Source organism: Chromobacterium fluminis, from assembly GCF_011602385.1.
Taxonomy (GTDB): domain Bacteria; phylum Pseudomonadota; class Gammaproteobacteria; order Burkholderiales; family Chromobacteriaceae; genus Chromobacterium; species Chromobacterium fluminis.
Window position 1 is genome coordinate 47,692 of the sequence record NZ_JAAOMA010000008.1, and the last position, 18,287, is coordinate 65,978.

At 57.0% G+C, this 18,287-nt stretch carries 14 protein-coding genes; 8 read left to right on the forward strand and 6 right to left on the reverse strand.

The features are described 5' to 3' along the window. Positions 1-89: 89 nt before the first annotated feature. Genes yidC through rpmH form a run of 4 tightly spaced genes read right to left on the reverse strand, consistent with a single transcriptional unit; the run spans position 90 to position 2,453 of the window. Entirely contained in the window at positions 90-1,742 is a 1,653-nt protein-coding gene (yidC, locus tag HA052_RS07695; RefSeq protein ID WP_081548752.1) for a membrane protein insertase YidC, read from the reverse strand. Between the two features lie 21 nt (positions 1,743-1,763). Beyond that, complete coding sequence (yidD, locus tag HA052_RS07700) at positions 1,764-1,973, reverse strand: membrane protein insertion efficiency factor YidD (RefSeq protein WP_043639818.1); 210 nt, start codon at positions 1,971-1,973, stop codon at positions 1,764-1,766. Further along, positions 1,949-2,314: a ribonuclease P protein component gene (gene rnpA, locus HA052_RS07705; protein ID WP_039753648.1), complete on the reverse strand. Its 366-nt coding sequence runs from the start codon at positions 2,312-2,314 to the stop codon at positions 1,949-1,951. The genes yidD and rnpA overlap by 25 nt, the downstream gene beginning before the upstream one ends. Before the next feature lie 4 nt (positions 2,315-2,318). Beyond that, positions 2,319-2,453, reverse strand: a complete 135-nt coding sequence (gene rpmH / locus HA052_RS07710; protein WP_019100333.1) for a 50S ribosomal protein L34 — start codon at positions 2,451-2,453, stop codon at positions 2,319-2,321. A gap of 457 nt (positions 2,454-2,910) precedes the next feature. Here rpmH and dnaA point away from each other — a divergent pair, with 457 nt between their 5' ends. From dnaA to HA052_RS07750, 8 genes are all read left to right on the forward strand, one after another. Continuing rightward, on the forward strand, positions 2,911-4,305 hold the full coding sequence (gene dnaA, locus HA052_RS07715) for a chromosomal replication initiator protein DnaA (protein ID WP_166451474.1): 1,395 nt from the start codon (positions 2,911-2,913) through the stop codon (positions 4,303-4,305). Between the two features lie 54 nt (positions 4,306-4,359). Further along, positions 4,360-5,469: a DNA polymerase III subunit beta gene (dnaN, locus tag HA052_RS07720; protein ID WP_081548756.1), complete on the forward strand. Its 1,110-nt coding sequence runs from the start codon at positions 4,360-4,362 to the stop codon at positions 5,467-5,469. A gap of 149 nt (positions 5,470-5,618) precedes the next feature. Then, complete coding sequence (gyrB, locus tag HA052_RS07725) at positions 5,619-8,009, forward strand: DNA topoisomerase (ATP-hydrolyzing) subunit B (RefSeq protein WP_166451475.1); 2,391 nt, start codon at positions 5,619-5,621, stop codon at positions 8,007-8,009. Positions 8,010-8,196: 187 nt separating this feature from the next. Beyond that, positions 8,197-11,238 carry a type I restriction endonuclease subunit R gene (locus HA052_RS07730; RefSeq protein ID WP_166451476.1) on the forward strand — a complete coding sequence of 1,014 codons (3,042 nt, stop codon included), beginning with the start codon at positions 8,197-8,199 and terminating at the stop codon, positions 11,236-11,238. After that, a complete protein-coding gene (locus HA052_RS07735) occupies positions 11,228-12,538 on the forward strand; it encodes a restriction endonuclease subunit S (RefSeq protein WP_166451477.1) in 1,311 nt (436 codons plus the stop codon). Before HA052_RS07730 ends, HA052_RS07735 begins: the two co-directional genes overlap by 11 nt. Further along, positions 12,535-13,674 carry an AAA family ATPase gene (locus tag HA052_RS07740; protein WP_166451478.1) on the forward strand — a complete coding sequence of 380 codons (1,140 nt, stop codon included), beginning with the start codon at positions 12,535-12,537 and terminating at the stop codon, positions 13,672-13,674. The genes HA052_RS07735 and HA052_RS07740 overlap by 4 nt, the downstream gene beginning before the upstream one ends. Then, positions 13,671-14,672, forward strand: a complete 1,002-nt coding sequence (locus HA052_RS07745; protein ID WP_166451479.1) for a virulence RhuM family protein — start codon at positions 13,671-13,673, stop codon at positions 14,670-14,672. The genes HA052_RS07740 and HA052_RS07745 overlap by 4 nt, the downstream gene beginning before the upstream one ends. A gap of 97 nt (positions 14,673-14,769) precedes the next feature. After that, the gene (locus tag HA052_RS07750; RefSeq protein ID WP_166451480.1) at positions 14,770-16,389 is read left to right on the forward strand and encodes a type I restriction-modification system subunit M; all 1,620 of its coding nucleotides are present in this window, start codon (positions 14,770-14,772) and stop codon (positions 16,387-16,389) included. 237 nt (positions 16,390-16,626) lie between these two features. Here HA052_RS07750 and HA052_RS07755 read toward each other — a convergent pair whose 3' ends face one another. Continuing rightward, the gene (locus HA052_RS07755) at positions 16,627-17,028 is read right to left on the reverse strand and encodes a hypothetical protein (protein ID WP_166451481.1); all 402 of its coding nucleotides are present in this window, start codon (positions 17,026-17,028) and stop codon (positions 16,627-16,629) included. Positions 17,029-17,048: 20 nt separating this feature from the next. Next, a complete protein-coding gene (locus tag HA052_RS07760) occupies positions 17,049-18,260 on the reverse strand; it encodes a PAAR domain-containing protein (protein WP_166451482.1) in 1,212 nt (403 codons plus the stop codon). Between the last annotated feature and the right edge of the window lie 27 nt (positions 18,261-18,287).

Consider the following 18,287-nt stretch of genomic DNA (forward strand, 5'->3'; position numbering starts at 1 on the left):
CGGCGGGGCGTCGTGGCGAATACGCTTCAATTATCCAGCAAAAAACCCGGCCATGCGGCCGGGTTTGGGGTTCAGAGCGCGCGGGGCAATCAGGATTGCAGCGCGGCCTTGTTTTTCTTCTCGATGCTCTTGTTGATCTGCCACTGCTGGGCCATCGACAAGATGTTGTTGACCACGTAGTACAGCACCAGGCCGGACGGGAAGAAGAAGAACATCACCGAGAAGGCCACCGGCATGATCTTCATCATCTTGGCCTGCATCGGGTCCGCCGGCGGCGGGTTCAGGAAGGTCTGCAGGAACATGGTGGCCGCCATGATCACCGGCAGCAGATAGTACGGGTCCGGGCGGGCCAAGTCGGTGTACCACAGAATCCACGGCGCCTGGCGCAGCTCAACCGAAGCCAGCAGCGCCCAGTACAGGCCGATGAACACCGGGATCTGGATCAGCATGGGCAGGCAGCCGCCCAGCGGATTCACCTTCTCGGATTTGTACATCTCCATCACCGCCTGCTGGAATTTCATGCGGTCGTCGCCGTACTGCTCTTTCATGCGCTCAAGACGCGGCGCCAGCGCCTTCATCTTGGCCATGGAGCGGTAGGACGCGGCGGTCAGTGGGTAGAAGATGGCCTTGACGGTCAGGGTCAGCAGCACAATGGCCCAGCCCCAGTTCTGCACCAGCAGGTGCAGCTTGGTCAGCAGCCAGAACAGCGGGGAGGCGAAGATGTGGAAGATGCCGAAGTCCTTGGCGTATTCCATGCCGTCGGCCAGCTTGCTGATCACATCGTACTCTTCCGGGCCGGCGAACAGCGGCACGGACACGCTCAGGCTCTGACCCGGGGCGATGGTGGCGTAATCCACCAGCGCGGCGGCGGAGTTCAGGCCGTTGCTCTGCTTCAGCTCAAAGCGGCAGGACTTGTCGTCCTTGCACACGCTGGCGCCGTCCAGCGGCTTCAGGATCCAGGCGGACATGAAGTAGTGCTGGATCATCGCCACCCAGCCGTCGCTGCCGGTCTTGGCGTAATCGCCCTTGCCCTTGGCCAGGTCGTCGAAGCTCACCTTCTGGAATTTGTTTTCCGAGGTGTACACCGCCGGGCCGGTGAAGGTGTGGGCCAGGCGGCCTTCGCCTTCCGGCGTTTGGCTGTCGCGCAGCAGGCGGTAGTAAGCGGTGGCGGCCAGCGGCGCGGCACCGCCGTTGGCGATGTCGTAACGCACGCCGATCTTGTAGCTGCCCTTGGTGAAGGTGTAGATCTTGCTTACCTTCACGCCGTTGGCTTCCGGCGCGGTCAGCTTCACTTCCAGCTTGTCGCCGGAGAGCTCGTAGCTGGTTTTTTCAGCGGTGAACACGGTTTTGTGGGTGGGCAGCGCCGGGTTGCTGGCGGCCACCAGGCCGGTTTGCGCCACATAGACGCGGCCGTTCCGGTCCGTCAGCAGATCAAGCGGCTTTTTGCTGTCCACGGCGGAATCGTGCTTCAACAGCGTCAGCTGGCGCAGATCGCCGCCCACGGTGTCGATCTCCGCCTTCAGCACATCGGTGTTCACCGTGATGCGCTGGCCGGAAGTCAGTTTGTTGGAATCCACCGGCTGGGCGTTGTGGGACGCGCCGTTGGCGGCCTGCGGCTGTGTGGCGGCCTGCTTTTGCGCGGCGACTTGCTGCGGCGTCGGCTTGGGCGCGAAAAACTCCTGCCAACCTAGCAGGATGCCCAGGGACAGCATGATGAAGATTATGAGGCGCTTGGAATCCATCTTTCGATACCGGATTTAAGTTCAGGGAACTGGGTCGTAGCCGCTGCCGCCCCAGGGGTGGCAACGTCCGATGCGTCTGGCGGCCAGCCAGCCGCCCTTGAGTGCGCCGTGCTTTTTCACCGCTTCGATCGCGTAGCTGGAACAGGTGGGCTGGAAGCGGCAACGCGGTGCCAGCCACGGGCTGATAGCCAGCTGGTAAAAACGGATCAGGAGGATGAAGAGGCGCGACATCGTGCCAGTTTAGCAAACAGAGAAGACAAAGCCGTGATCACTTCAGTTCGCTCGGCGCGAGTAAAAGGCACCTTGGCGCGGACCACGAAGTCCATGTCCGGCAGCGTTTGCCGGTTCAGGCGGAACCATTCGCGCACCGTGCGCTTGATGTAGTTGCGACGCACGGCCCGCTTGTGGACCTTGCGGCCCACCACCAGGCCCAGCCGCGCGTGCCCCAATTCATTGGGTCGGGCTGATACCTGGAACGTGGCGTTGCTGCGCGACATCCGCAAACTAAAAACGGATGAGAACTCATCCGTTTTTAATAGCCGGTGCGCACGGCGAAAGCGGTAAGCCGACAATGGCTTATACGGCCAGACGCTTGCGGCCTTTGGAACGACGGGCGGCGATCACTGCGCGGCCGCCGCGGCTTTTCATGCGGACCAGAAAGCCGTGGGTGCGTTTACGACGGGTATTGGAGGGCTGGTAAGTACGCTTCATGATTGGAATTCCTGTTTCGAAACGGAAATAAACGCGTGATTTGACAGGATAAACGCCGGTTTGTCAATGAGGAATTTTCTAAGCACCTGTGGATAACTTTGAGAAAAACCGTTAGAATGCCAAGGCTTACCGTTCCGAGTTCGCTGCGCAATTATTGAACGCGCGCCGGGGCGGAACGCCAACCCTAGAGAAGCACTGCCAAAATTCAGCCCCACCCACTGGAGCAACGCGCGCCCGCGCAAGCGCGGCGCGGGCCGATCCAGGAATTTTGCCAGCGGTTCTCGGGGGCCGCCCCATCCCTGCATCGCCCGCCTTGCGGCCCGGCGCTGCGCGGGCCGCGGCCCTTGAATCATGCCGAACACACGTCGTCCGCCCCGCGTACGGGGCGCGGCGGCTTCTCCCGCCGCTTGGCCGTACAGCCGACAGCGGGTTTTTCGCTTTTACTTGCGTATATGTAATGACCGAACTGGATCAATTTTGGCCTGGCTGCCTGGCCCGCCTGGAGGCCGAACTGTCTTCGCAACAGTTCAACACCTGGATCAAGCCGCTATCGGCCGAAACCACGGAAGAGGGCATCGCGCTGTTTGCGCCCAACCGCTTCATCATGCAGTTCATCAAGGACCGCTTCCTGGCGCGCATTGAAGAGCTGGCGGTGGAGCTGGTGGGCGAATGCTTGGTGGAGCTGCGCCTGGGCGCGCCCGCCGGCCGGCCGCTGGCCGCGCCCGCGATGGCGCCGGCCAAAGCCAAGCCCGCTCCCAGCGTGCAGGCGCCCAGCGCGCCGTCCCAGGCCAAACAGGCCGCGGTCAAAGCCATTGGCGGCAGCCACGAAAGTACCCGGCTCAACCCCTCGTTCACCTTCGACACCCTGGTGACCGGCAAGGGCAACCAGCTGGCGCGCGCCGCGGCCATGCAAATTGCGGAAAACCCGGGCGACCAGGCCTACAACCCGCTGTTCGTCTACGGCGGCGTGGGCCTGGGTAAGACCCACTTGATCCAGGCCATCGGCAACCACGTGTTCCAAAAGAACCCGCAAGCCAAGATCCGCTACATCCACGCCGAACGCTATGTGGCCGACATCATGCGCGCCTACCAGCACAAGGCCTTTGACGAATTCAAGCGCTACTACCACTCGCTGGACTTGCTGCTGATCGACGACATTCAGTTCTTCGCCGGCAAGAACCGCACCCAGGAAGAATTCTTCTACGCCTTCAACGCGCTGATCGAGGGCGGCAAGCAGGTCATCATGACCTGCGACAGCTACCCCAAGCAGATAGAAGGCATGGAAGAGCGGCTGATCTCCCGCTTCTCCTGGGGCCTGACCGTGGAAATCCAGCCGCCGGAGCTGGAAATGCGCGTGGCCATCTTGATGAAAAAGGCCGAGGCCGACAGCATCAAGCTGGACCACAACGTGGCCTTCTTCATTGCCCAGAACGTGCGCTCCAACGTGCGCGAACTGGAAGGCGCGCTCAAACGCGTAGTGGCCTACGCCCGCTTCACCAATCAGAACATCTCGCTGGAACTGGTCAAGGAAGCGCTCAAGGACATCCTGGCCGCCGGCAACCGCCAGGTGACCGTGGACGCCATCCAGAAAACCGTGGCCGAGTACTACAAGATCAAGCTGTCCGACATGCACAGCAAAAAGCGCAGCCGCGACATCGCCCGCCCGCGCCAGGTGGCGATGGCGCTGGCCAAGGAACTGACCCAGTTGTCCCTGCCCAATATCGGCGACGCCTTTGGCGGTCGCGACCACACCACCGTGCTGCACGCCTGCAAGACCATTGCCGAAATGCGCGGCAACGACGCCGATATCGCTCACGATTACGACACGCTGCTGGCCATGCTGCGTAACTAAGACCATGAAGCCTAACTTGAACCGACTCACAAACACCCAACGGGAGCCCGCCCCATGCTGATCCTGCAAGCCGAACGCGATGCCCTGCTCAAGCCACTGCTGGCAGTCACCGGCATTGTCGAGCGTCGTCACACCCTGCCCATCCTGTCCAATGTGCTGATAGAGAAAAAGGGCGGACAAGTGGGCTTCCTGGCCACGGACCTGGAAATCCAGATCACCACCGCCAGCAGCGACGAATTGCCGGGCGAAGACTTCCGCCTGACCACCTCCGCCAAAAAGCTGCAGGACATCCTGCGCGCCATCCCGGGCAACGCCACCGTGACCCTGGAACAACTGGACGGCGGCCGCCTGACCCTGAAAGCCGGCAAGAGCCGCTTCAACCTGCAAACCCTGCCGGCAGACGACTTCCCGCTCTTGTCCGTGGGCAGCGCCAGCGACTCCAGCTTTAGCCTGAGCCAGCGCGAACTCAAGCGCCTGATCTCCCAGGTGCAATACGCGATGGCGGTGCAGGACATCCGCTACTACCTGAACGGCCTGTTGATGCAGACCGACGGCAACCAAGTACGCCTGGTGGCCACCGACGGCCACCGCCTGGCCTTTGCCTGCGCTGACGTGGAAGCCAACCTGCCCAAGTCCGAAGTGATCCTGCCGCGCAAGACCATCATCGAGCTCTACAAGCTGCTGCAGGACATCGACGACCCGATCAACATCGAAGTGCTGGCCAACCAGGTGCGCTTCAGCTTCGGCTCCACCGTCATCATCAGCAAAGTGGTGGACGGCAAGTTCCCGGACTACAACCGCGTCATCCCGCTGGACAACGACAAGATCTTCCTGATCGAACGCCTGGAATTCCTGCACGCCTTGCAGCGCGCCGCCATTCTGGCCAACGAGAAATTCCGCGGCGTGCGCCTGGTGCTCAAGCCCGGCTCCATGTCCATTCTCTGCACCAATAGCGAGCAGGAAGAAGCGGAAGAAGAACTGGAAATTGCCTACCAGGGCGGCGAGCTGGAAATCGGCTTCAACATCAACTACCTGATGGACGTGCTGACCAACCTGCCGGCGGACACCCTGCAAATGGCCTTTGGCGACTCCAACCGCAGCACCCTGGTCACCATACCGGACGTTAGCAACTTCAAGTATATCGTCATGCCCATGCGGATTTGACGCCGGCCGCCACCCGGCAGCCCGCCGGCGGCGGAGGCCCCGCCCCCGCCCCGGCAAACGGATTTTCAGATTGACCGGCAGAGGCCGGCCGCGCGGCGCCAGGAGTCACTCCCGGACCGCTCGGCCCCTCTCCATATAGAAAGCAGCAGATGAGCGAACAGGAATACGGCGCGGATAGCATCAAAGTCCTCAAAGGATTGGATGCCGTACGCAAACGCCCCGGCATGTATATTGGCGACACCTCGGACGGCACCGGCTTGCACCACATGGTGTTTGAAGTGCTGGACAACGCCATTGACGAAGCGCTGGCCGGCCATGCCGACACCATCAAGGTCATCATCAACCCCGACAACTCCATCACCGTGGAAGACAACGGCCGGGGCATCCCCACCGACATCCACCCGGAAGAGGGGCGATCGGCGGCGGAAGTGATCATGACCATCCTGCACGCCGGCGGCAAATTCGACAGCAACAGCTACAAAATCTCCGGCGGCCTGCACGGCGTGGGCGTTTCCGTGGTGAACGCGCTGTCCGATTGGCTGCGCCTGAAAATCTGGCGCGACGGCAAAGTCCATGAAATGGAATTCCGTCGCGGCGACGCCGTGGCCCCGCTCACTGTTACCGGCCACACCAACCACCGCGGCACCGAAGTCACCTTCCGCGCCAGCGAAGAAACCTTCGGCCTGGTGGAATTTCACTTTGACATCCTGGCCAAGCGTATCCGCGAACTGTCCTTCCTGAACCAGGGCGTGGGCATCAACCTGATAGACAAGCGCAGCGGCAAGGAAGAAAACTTCGCCTTCTCCGGCGGCGTGGCGGGTTTCGTGGAATACATGAACCGCAACAAGAACGTGCTCCACCCTAAAACCTTCTACGGCCTGGGCGAAAAAGAAGGCATGACCGTGGAAGTGGCGATGCAGTGGAACGACTCCTACCAGGAAAGCGTCCAGTGCTTCACCAACAACATCCCCCAGCGCGACGGCGGCACCCACATGACCGCGCTGCGCCAGGTGATGACCCGTACGCTGAACCAATACATTGAAGAGAGCGAAGTCGCCAAAAAAGCCAAGGTGGACACCACCGGCGACGACATGCGCGAAGGCCTGACCTGCGTGCTCTCCGTCAAACTGCCGGACCCCAAGTTCTCCAGCCAGACCAAGGACAAGCTGGTTTCCAGCGAAATTGGCCCGGTGGTCAACGAAATCATCAGCGAAGCGCTGAAGAGCTACCTGCTGGAAAACCCGGCCGACGCCAAGATCATCTGCGGCAAGATCGTGGAAGCCGCCCGCGCCCGCGAAGCCGCGCGCAAGGCCCGCGAAATCACCCGCCGCAAAGGCATCATGGACGGCCTGGGCCTGCCCGGCAAACTGGCGGACTGCCAGGAAAAAGACCCCAAGCTGTGCGAACTGTACCTGGTGGAGGGTGACTCCGCCGGCGGCTCCGCCAAACAAGGCCGCGACCGCAAATTCCAGGCCATCCTGCCGCTGAAGGGCAAGATCCTGAACGTGGAACGCGCCCGCTTCGACAAAATGCTGCAAAGCCAGGAAGTGGCCACCCTGATCACCGCCATGGGCTGCGGCATTGGCAAGGACGAGTACAACCCGGACAAACTGCGCTACCACCGCATCATCATCATGACCGATGCCGACGTGGACGGTGCGCACATCCGCACCCTGCTGCTCACCTTCTTCTACCGCCAAATGAACGAACTGGTGGAACGCGGCCACATCTACATCGCCCAGCCGCCGCTGTACAAGGCCAAAGTGGGCAAGCAAGAGCGCTACCTCAAGGACGACACCGAGCTCAACCAGTTCCTGCTGCAACTGGCGCTGGAAAAAGCCGAACTGATCCCGGCCGAAGGCGCCGCCGCATTGTCCGGCGACACCCTGGGCGAAATTGCCCGTCAGTTCCTGCTGACCCGCTCCGTGATTGAACGCGAAAGCCGCGTGATTGATCCGCTGGTGCTGGAAGCCATGCTCAAGAGCGGCCCGCTGTCCCTCAGCAGCCAGCAAGAAGCGGACGCCGCGCTGGCCAAACTGAGCGCGCTGCTGCCGGTGGAAGCCATTGAACTGGAACTGCTGCGCGATGAAAAGAACGACGGCCACCTGATCAAGATCATCCGCAAACTGCACGGCAACGTGATGGTGACGGTGATGGACCAGGACTTCCTGGAATCCGGCGACTACGCGGAAATGAAGAAAACCGGCGACATGCTCAGCGGCCTGCTGCGCGAAGGCGCCCACGTCAAACGCGGCGAAACCGTGAAACCGGTGGCGGAGTTTGGCGAAGCGCTGGACTGGCTGCTGGCGGAAGTGAAGAAGGGCATGAACATCCAGCGCTACAAGGGCCTGGGCGAGATGAACCCGGAACAGCTGTGGGAAACCACCATGGACCCCACCGTGCGCCGCCTGCTGAAAGTGCGCATTGAAGACGTGATGAGCGCGGACGACGTGTTCACCACCCTGATGGGCGACGAAGTGGAACCGCGCCGGAACTTCATCGAGGGTAATGCCTTGATTGCGCGGAATATTGATGTGTGAGGTGTAGGATCCCACGAAGAGCTAGATTTTTGGGATTTCTAACACAGCCTGCGCTGTGAGAAGAATGGCCTCCAAGTTTGGGGGCCATTTTTACTGATGCTGAGCCGCAGTATTGGTGGCATCTAGTGGTGTCAGGTCGTAGCGGAATCTATAGAATTCACGAATATTGAGCACAGAAATAGACATAATGAACACGCATGAACGTCAGATCGAGCATGATTTCATCGCCAAGCTCAGTGAGCTCAAGTACACCGTGCGATCAGACATAAATGATCGCGCTGCGCTTGAGGACAATTTCCGCAAAAAATTCGAAGCGCTGAACCGCGTCCGCCTCACGGACGCCGAGTTCAAACGGCTACATGACGAAATAGTCACCCCGGATGTCTTCACCGCAGCCAAGACCCTACGCGGTATCAATGCCTTCACCCGCGATGACGGCACGCCACTGAACTACACGCTGGTGAACATCAAGGACTGGTGCAAAAACCACTTCGAGGTCATCCACCAGCTGCGCATCAACACCGACAACAGCCACCACCGCTACGACGTGATCCTGCTCATCAACGGTGTGCCCTGTGTGCAGATCGAGCTGAAAACCCTGGGCGTCCATCCGCGCCGGGCCATGGAGCAGATCGTCGAATACAAGAACGACCCCGGCAACGGCTACAGCAAGACACTGCTCTGCTTCATGCAGCTCTTCATCGTCAGCAACCGCGATCGCAGCTACTACTTCGCCAATAACAACGCCCGTCACTTCGCTTTCAATGCCGACGAGCGCTTTTTGCCCATCTATGAGTTTGCCGGTGAAGACAACCGCAAGATCACCCAACTCGACGAGTTTGCCGAGCACTTCCTGAAAAAGTGCGACCTTGGCCGCACCATCAGCCGCTACATGGTGCTGCTCGCGGGCGAGCAGAAGCTGATGGTCATGCGACCCTATCAGGTCTATGCCGTGCAGCACATTATCAAATGTATCGACGAAGACAATGGCAATGGCTTCATCTGGCATACCACGGGTAGTGGCAAGACGCTCACCTCCTTCAAGGCCTCCACGCTGCTGAAGGAAAACGAGCACATTTACAAGTGTGTGTTCGTCGTAGACCGCAAAGACCTCGACCGCCAGACGCGGGAGGAATTCAACCGGTTCCAAGAAGGTTGCGTCGAAGAAAACACCAACACCGCCGCCCTGGTGCGCCGCTTGCTGTCAGAGGACTACGCGGACAAGGTCATCGTCACCACCATCCAGAAGCTGGGCCTGGCGCTGGACGAAAACAGCAAGCGCAACAAGCAGCGCAGCAAGAACGGCCAGGCCACCTACAAGGAGCAGCTCGAAGCGCTGCAAGATAAACGCATTGTCTTCATCTTTGACGAATGCCACCGTTCGCAGTTTGGCGACAACCACCAGGCCATCAAAGCGTTCTTCCCGAAAGCGCAGCTGTTCGGCTTCACCGGCACGCCGATATTTGGTGGAGAAAAAGGCAACGCCACTCGTATAAAAATCGATGGTGAGGTGGCCTCGTATCAGACCACCGAAGAGCTTTTCCATAAGCAGCTCCACGCCTACACCATCACCCACGCCATCGAAGACGGCAACGTCCTGCGCTTCCACATCGATTACTTCAAGCCCGAAGGCAAAAAGCCGCCCAAGCCCGGCGAGGCCATTGCCAAGAAGGCCATCATCGAGGCCATCTTTGCCAAGCACGATGCGGCTACCGGAGGACGTCGCTTCAATGCCGTCCTCGCCACCGCATCTATCAACGACGCCATCGAATACCACGCGCTGTTCAAGACCATGCAGGCGGACAAACAGGCCGCTGATCCTGACTTCAAGCCGCTGAATATAGCCTGCGTCTTCTCCCCGCCCGCTGAGCTCGCGGAGAACGAAGAGGCGAAGAAGGACATCCAGCAGCTTTCTAGTGACCTGCAGCAGGAGCAAGAGGACAACAAGGTAGAGCCGGAGAAGAAAAAGCAGGCGCTTGAATCCATCGTCGCTGACTACAACGCCCGCTATGGCACCAACCACCGCTTGAGCGAGTTCGACCTCTACTATCAGGATGTGCAAAAGCGTATCAAGGACCAGCAGTGGCCAAACAGCGACTACCCGGCCACGCAAAAGATCGACATCACCATCGTGGTGGACATGCTGCTCACGGGCTTCGACTCCAAGTTCCTGAACACGCTCTACGTGGACAAGAACCTCAAACACCATGGATTGATCCAGGCCTTCTCTCGCACCAACCGCGTGCTTAACGGCAGCAAGCCCTACGGCAACATCCTCGACTTCCGCCAGCAGCAGGCGTCTGTCGATGCCGCCATTGCGCTTTTCAGCGGAGAGAAGACCGCCGCTCAGGCGCGGGAAATCTGGCTGGTGGACAAAGCGCCCATCGTCATCCAGAAGCTGGAAACCGCTGTGCAAAAGCTGGATGACTTTATGAAGTCCCAGGGCTTGGCCTGCATCCCTTCCGAGGTGGCAAACCTGAAGGGCGACGCGGCCCGCGCCGCCTTCGTGACGCACTTCAAGGAAGTGCAGCGCCTCAAAACCCAGCTTGACCAGTACACCGATCTCAGCGAAGACAACAAAGCCACCATCGAGCAGGTACTGCCCAATGACAACCTGCGCGGCTTCAAGGGCCAGTATCTGGAAACCGCCAAGCGGCTTAAAGATCAGCAGAGCAAGGCCAGCGGTAAGAATGACTCCACCGAAGACCCGGTGGACCAACTCGACTTCGAGTTCGTTCTCTTCGCTTCAGCAGTCATTGATTACGACTACATCATGGGCCTGCTCGCCAACTACTCGGCCAAAGAGCCGGGCAAGGCCAAGATGAGCCGCGAGGAACTCATCGGCGTCATCAGCGCCGATGCCAAGTTCATCAACGAGCGCGACGACATCGCCGCATACATCGCAACGCTCCAGGCCGGCGAGGGTCTCTCCTTGGCCGCCATCGAAGATGGCTATACCCGCTTCAAGACCGAGAAGAACGCTCAGCAACTCGCCGCCATCGCCGCCAAGCACGGCCTTGCCACCGCCGCCCTGCAAGCCTTTGTGGATAACATCCTCGACCGCATGATTTTCGACGGCGAGCAACTGGGCGACCTGATGGCCCCGCTGGAGCTGGGCTGGAAAGCCCGCACTCAGGCAGAACTGGCCCTGATGGAAGACCTCCACCCCCTACTCACCCAACGCGCCGCTGGCCGCGATATTTCAGGACTCAGTGCGTATGAGCAGTAAGAACAAAACCGCCGCGACGACGGAAGAAACAAAGCCCGCGTTGGTGCCCAAGCTGCGGTTTCCGGAGTTTCGGGGAGCTAATGGATGGCCGCCGCAGCGCTTGGGCAGCGTTGCAATTTTCTTCAAAGGTAAAGGGCTACCGAAAAGTGCACTTATTCCTGATGGCGAGAGACCTTGCATCCATTACGGCGAGCTTTTCACGGTATACCCAGAAGTTATTGATGTCGTAAGGAGTCGCACAAAACTAGAAGAAGATGTATTTTTATCGTTAGAGAACGATGTGTTAATGCCAACCTCGGATGTTACTCCAAGTGGGCTGGCAAAGGCATGCTGCCTTAACGTTGAAAATGTGATTCTCGGTGGGGATATACTCGTAATTCGGACAAATAAGCATTCTATAAACGGTGAATTCCTTGCCCGATACATTAGGCATCTTGAACGTCAAGTTCTTCAGCTTGTATCTGGCTCAACAGTTTTCCATTTATATGCAAGCTCAATGAAAAATTTGGCACTGTCGCTTCCAAGTGAACGTGCCGAGCAACAAAAAATCGCCGAGTGCTTGAGTTCGGTAGACGAGCTGATCGCCGCGCAAGCGCGGAAAGTGGACGCGCTCAAGACCCATAAAAAAGGGCTGATGCAGCAGCTTTTCCCCCGCGAAGGTGAAACCCAACCCCGCCTCCGCCTCCCCGAATTCATAAATGCTGGCGCGTGGATAAGAACACCGCTGGGAAACTTGTGCACTCGAATCATGGACGGCACACATTTCTCGCCTAAATCAAAAGAGGGGCCGCGCCCGTACCTCACCTCGAAAAATATAAAAGATGGAAGAATTGATCTGTCCAACCTATCTTACATTTCGGAAGAGGAACACGCCGATATTTTCCGTAAGTGCCCTGTCAAGCCTCACGATGTACTGTTAACTAAAGACGGTGCAAATACGGGAAACTGTGCTCTCAATAATCTCGATTTTGATTTTTCGCTACTCTCAAGCGTTGCCGTGCTTCGTGGCGATCCGAATAAGCTGAGCCAAGAGTTTCTGTTTCAGTCGATTCTCTCTGACGCAGTTCAATCACTCATTACTGAATCCATGGCCGGACAGGCCATCACACGAATTACTCTCGCAAAGATTGCCGGATTTCTGATTCCCGTGACATCCCTCAACGAACAACAACGCATCGCCTCCTGCCTGAGAAGCCTCGACGCGCTCATCACCGCCGAAGCCCAAAAGGTAGAAGCCCTCAAGACCCACAAGAAAGGGCTGATGCAGCAGTTGTTCCCCTTCCCAGAGGAGGCGAAATGAGCCATGAATTAATCGCCAATGAACTTGCTGGTGCTAAAGAGCGAATCACGCTCATCTACGCATTCAACGCAACCGGAAAAACGAGGCTGTCTGTTGCCTACAAGGATGCCACCAAGGACGAGGACGGCACACATACAGGGGTCTATTACAACGCCTATAGCGAAGACCTTTTTATCTGGGACAACGATTCTGAAAATGGTGAGGTCAACGTCCAACTGGATATTCGGAAGAGCAGCTTGAATCGTTTTCACAACTCGCTTTCAGAGGATAATATCCGGGATAAACTTTTTAGATTTCGACCAGATTACCGTTTTGAATTCATTCCTTATGATAACCCGGAGGATGGGATCAGGTCTGTGCTGTTCTTTGATGAAGTCGCTGACCCAGATGACCGGAACATTATTTCAAAAATTCCACGGAAGATATCCCGAGGTGAAGAGAGGATTTTTGTCTGGTGCTTTTTCCTCGCCCTTTTTGAAGTCGAAGGATGGGCAGACGAGCAATCGTCTCATTTCTTCATTGATGATCCAGTCTCGAGCCTGGATGACCACAATATTTTCATTACAGCGTCCACTCTATTTGACTTGATTGAAGAACACTATGAAGAGCGAAAGTTCATCGTCACAACTCATCACATAGGTTTTTTTTCAATATTGTCAGACTGGCTGGCGAAGGGTGAGAAGGCATCGAAATTCAAGAATAAAGCACGATTTTGCACTCTCACCTTAAAGAATGGCCAAATCTCATTGGAGAACTGCCGGAATGATGTCTTCCTATACCACCTCCGCCTTCTTCAAGTTTTGGATCAGGCGTATGTGGCTGGTGAAGTGAAAGCATATCACTTCGCGCTGCTTCGTCAGATTCTGGAAAATGTGGCGTCGTTCCTTGGCGTGAGTCAGTTTGGTTATGTCCTCAATCAAATTGGAATCGATGATGTAGATGAAATTGCCCGCATCGTCAACACCCTATCTCATAAGAAGGTTTATTACTTCGAATCGGATGAACTTAACGCCGATTCACTGGAGACTTTTGAGAAAATTTTCACCGGACTGAAGGAAAAGTATCAGTTCGTTCTCCACACGCCTGCACCGGAGGCAGCGTCACCTACGGCAGCCGAAGCGGTTGTAATGGCATGACCGATCTCATTCTCTATACCACCGAAGACGGTCGCAGCCAGATTCAGCTGCGGACGAAGAACCAAACGGTTTGGCTGACGCAGCGTGAAATGGCCCAGCTTTTCGACGTAAGTACGGACAATGTGGGGCTGCACCTCAAGAACATCTTTGCAGACGGTGAGCTGGAGGCGTCTTCAGTTATCGAGGAATCCTCGGTAACTGCTGTCGATGGCAAGAACTACCTGACCAAGCTCTACAAGCTCGATGCCATTCTCGCTGTCGGCTACCGCGTGCGTTCACCGCGTGGAGTACAGTTCCGCCGCTGGGCTTCAACCGTTCTGAAGGAGTACCTGGTCAAGGGCTTCGTGATGGACGACGAGAGGCTGAAGAACCCAGACGGCCGCCCGGACTACTTCGACGAGATGCTGGCGCGCATCCGGGACATCCGGGCCTCCGAGAAGCGCTTTTATCAGAAAGTGCGTGACCTGTTTACGCTCTGTAGCGACTACGACAAGACGGACAAGGCCACGCAGGTTTTCTTTGCCACCGTGCAGAACCTGTTGATCTATGCCGTGACGCAAAAGACCGCAGCCGAACTGATCACCGCCCGCGCCAATGCGGCCGATCCGAATTTCGGCCTGCTCGCCTGGAAGGGCAACAAGGTACGCAAGGCAGACATTGTGGTAGCCAAGAACTACCTGACCGAGGACGAGATCGACACCCTGAACCGGCTAGTGGTCATCTTCCTGGAAACCGCCGAACTGCGGGCCAAGAGCAAGCAAGAGACGCGCATGGCCTTCTGGAAGCAGAACGTGGATCAGATCATCACCTCTAACGGCTTTCCGCTGCTCACCCACGCCGGCACCATTAGCCATGAGCAAATGGAAGTGTGTACGGGCGAGCTGTATCTCCAGTTTGACCAGGGCCGCAAACGGCAGGAAGCCATTGCCGCCGACCAGCAGGACGAAGCCGATCTAAAGGCGCTGGAGAACACCTTGAAAAGGCGGGCAAAGCCATGAGCGAACAGGCCCGCCTCCACATAGACATCAAGGCTATCCAGGAACCGGCACGCCGCCATCCTCCGCGCCCATACAACGAACACGACCAAAACACACCATGACCGAACAAAACCAAAAAGCACTGGGCAACACCCTTTGGAGCATCGCCGACCAACTACGCGGGGCGATGGATGCGGACGACTTCCGCGACTACATGCTGTCCTTCCTCTTCCTGCGCTACCTCTCCGACAACTACGAGACGGCGGCGAAGAAGGAGCTGGGAAGGGACTATCCGGAAGTGGATGAGGATGCGCGCGAGGTACCGCTGGCACTCTGGTATGCCGCTAATGAGGGGGATGTTCCCGACTTCGAGAAGCAGATGCGCCGCAAGGTGCATTACGTCATCAAGCCCGAACATCTGTGGAGCAGCATCGCCAACCAGGCCCGCATGCAGGACTCGTTTCTGTTGAGTACGCTGCAATTGGGTTTCAAATACATCGAGACTGAATCCTTCGAGAGCACCTTCCAAGGGCTGTTCTCCGAGATCGATCTAACCTCCCCCAAGCTCGGCAAAAGCTACCCCGACCGCAATGTCAAACTCTGCACCATCATCCAGAAGATCGCCGAAGGGCTGGCGGAGTTTTCCACCGATATCGACGCATTGGGCGATGCCTATGAATACCTGATTGGCCAGTTTGCCGCCGGGTCTGGCAAGAAAGCGGGCGAGTTCTACACCCCGCAGCAGATTTCCGACATTTTGTCCGCCATTGTCACACTGGACAGCCAGGAACCGAAAACCGGTACCAAGAAGCGGCTGGAAAGCGTGATGGACTTTGCCTGCGGCTCCGGCTCACTATTGCTCAATGTGCGCAAGAAGGTGGCCAAGGCAGGCGGCACTATCGGCAAGATCTTTGGCCAGGAAAAGAACATCACCACCTATAACCTGGCACGCATGAACATGCTGCTGCACGGGGTGAAGGACACGGAGTTCGAGATTTTCCACGGTGACACCCTGCTCAACGAGTGGGATATGCTGCGCGAGCAGAACCCGGCCAAGAGGCCTAGCTTTGACACCATCGTCGCCAATCCACCCTTCAGCTACCGCTGGGAACCGACCGACGCGCTGGCCGATGATGTGAGGTTCAAGAGCCATGGCCTAGCGCCCAAGTCCGCGGCCGACTTCGCCTTCCTGCTGCATGGCTTCCACTACCTCAAAGACGAAGGCGTGATGGCCATCATCCTGCCGCACGGGGTGCTATTCCGGGGTGGAGCGGAAGAACGCATTCGCACCAAGCTGCTCAAGGACGGGCACATCGACACCGTCATCGGCCTACCTGCCAATCTGTTCTATTCAACCGGCATTCCGGTCTGCATCCTGGTGCTGAAAAAGTGCAAGAAGCCCGACGACGTGCTTTTCATCAACGCGAGTGGACCGGAGCACTTCGACAAAGGTAAGCGCCAGAATCAGCTGAGCAAGACGCACATCGCCAAGATCATCAAGACCTACCAGTTCCGCGAGGAGGAAGCGCGTTACTCACGCCGGGTAGAAATGGCCGAGATCGAGAAGAACGATTTCAACCTGAATATCTCCCGCTACATCAGCACGGCAGTCGCTGAAAAAGAAATCGAACTAGATGAGGTGAATCAGACACTGGGCGATATCGAGAAAGAGATTGCTAAGGCCAAGGCCAAGCACAATGCCTTCCTCAAGGAGTTGGGGCTGCCGTTATTGCCTTAAGGGGTCACGTAGTTGGATGTAGCTGCGACCAGACCGGAACCAAGAACGAAATAGCCAAGCCGCTTAGCTTGGCTTTTTTCATGCTCAAACACTTACGTAATGGATGTGGAGCGGGCGTTTATTGCCCTTGGTATTTTTGTGGTCATTTTTGGGGTGGCTTTTGGGGTTCATATGATTTGAAAAACAGATGTCTCCATATTTTTGTCTGGTAGATGGTTTTTACTAATATGTTCTCAGCTATTGAGTGCAAGTCTTGTTAGTATTTTTAGTTAGAATAAGATAGCCCTCACTGTTATTCAGGCAAAACTCCATCACTTGTGGAAACCCCGCATCTATCACCACATGGTAAAGCTGGTTCAGGCGTAGAGGGGCTGGGTTTGTGCTGGCCTCTCCATATGGAACACAGCTTTCCGGTGAGACGGGTCGGGCACGGCCTTTGAGCCAAACTTGCCATATCTTGTTTAGCCTTCCTGCTTGCTTTTCGTACACCAATATCTCGGTGCCAGCATAAGGACGATCTGCTTTCGGGTTAGTGATATAGAAGCAGGGGACGTTGTTGACGATCAACGCTTGAGCGTCAAAGTCGTAAGGCCGAGGACTGGTAGCTTGGGTGGTGCTGATGCTTGTGGCCAGCAGCATGCCACTCCATAGAGTAGGTTTCATGGCTTGGTGAACTCTGTAGTGTACGGTAGCAGCGTAGGGTCTTTGGGTTGGACCAAAAAGTCTTTCAATACCCTTCTCAACTCCTGAAGTTCTTCTTGGTATTTTCCCATTCCCAGTTCAGCCGCACCGAAATAGTTGGCAATCAGTTGGCCTTGTTGCTCCATATTGAACTGATGCAACGGCTTGCCGGCGTCCGCACCTTTGAGGTCGTAATAGTAGGCTTTTGCGTTGGCATCATAGCCACCTTTCAAGCCGATTTTGAAGCCATTCCAGATCAGGTTGTACCCCAATTGGTATTGCCAGACATGAACCATTTCGTGAATGAACCACATGAGGGTAGGGGCATCCTCTGCGGAGTAATCCGCTTTGAAGTATTGGTCCGGGAAGTGGATTTCGCCTCTTGGCGTCATGGCGTTTTGGGAACGGTTGGGTTGGCCAAACAAGCCGCCACGATGAATTTTGACTTTGCTGTAATCAATCGCATCTTTGAATAGGATTTGCGCCATTGCAATCTCGCCAGGGGTCAGGTCTCGGGTGCTGCTTGCCTGTGGCAAGGTGTGTTGGATGGGAGGTGAGTCTGAACCTTGTTCTTTGGTATGCAGTTTGGTGAGTGTGACTTTCATCGTGGGTGAAGGTGAGCGGCCTCCGTGGCTTGCCAGACGCTCCGCCTGACACTCACAGCCATAAAACCAGTCCGGATAAAACTCAGCGCTGGTGATGGCGACTTCGTAATCTGTTGTAATGCGGTGGGTATGGCCATCTGCATCGGTTTTGCCTGCCTCCGTTGAGCCGTCTGCCAGTGTTAGCTTGTAGGTGGTATTGGCCACAGGCTGGTTATCTGCGGTAAGAAAGCGAATTTGCGCGTGGCAAGCTACGTTGGCATCCTGGGTTTGAATCAAGGCGCTTAATGGGCCTGGCAAATATTTAACTGGGCCTGGTTGAGTGTTAAGGGTGAACTTGAATTGTGAGGCGATCAGAGTGGCACCGCATGAGGTTTGCATGCCTTCCACCGCCACATCGTGGCCAAGGTAGTTGAAAGTGCGGGGGCCAGGCAGGATAAGGAATTCTTTCTTACATTTGGGGCAATAACCCTGGTGGCCGACGCCGGAGGCGTATTTGCCATAAACAAACAGAGTTGAAAAATATCCTAGCACTGTGCCGCCGTGCGAGGTGGTGTCTCCTTCCCGGATGATGGCGCGTAGGGCCATGGTCGTCTCCCCCCTTTAAGCAATAAG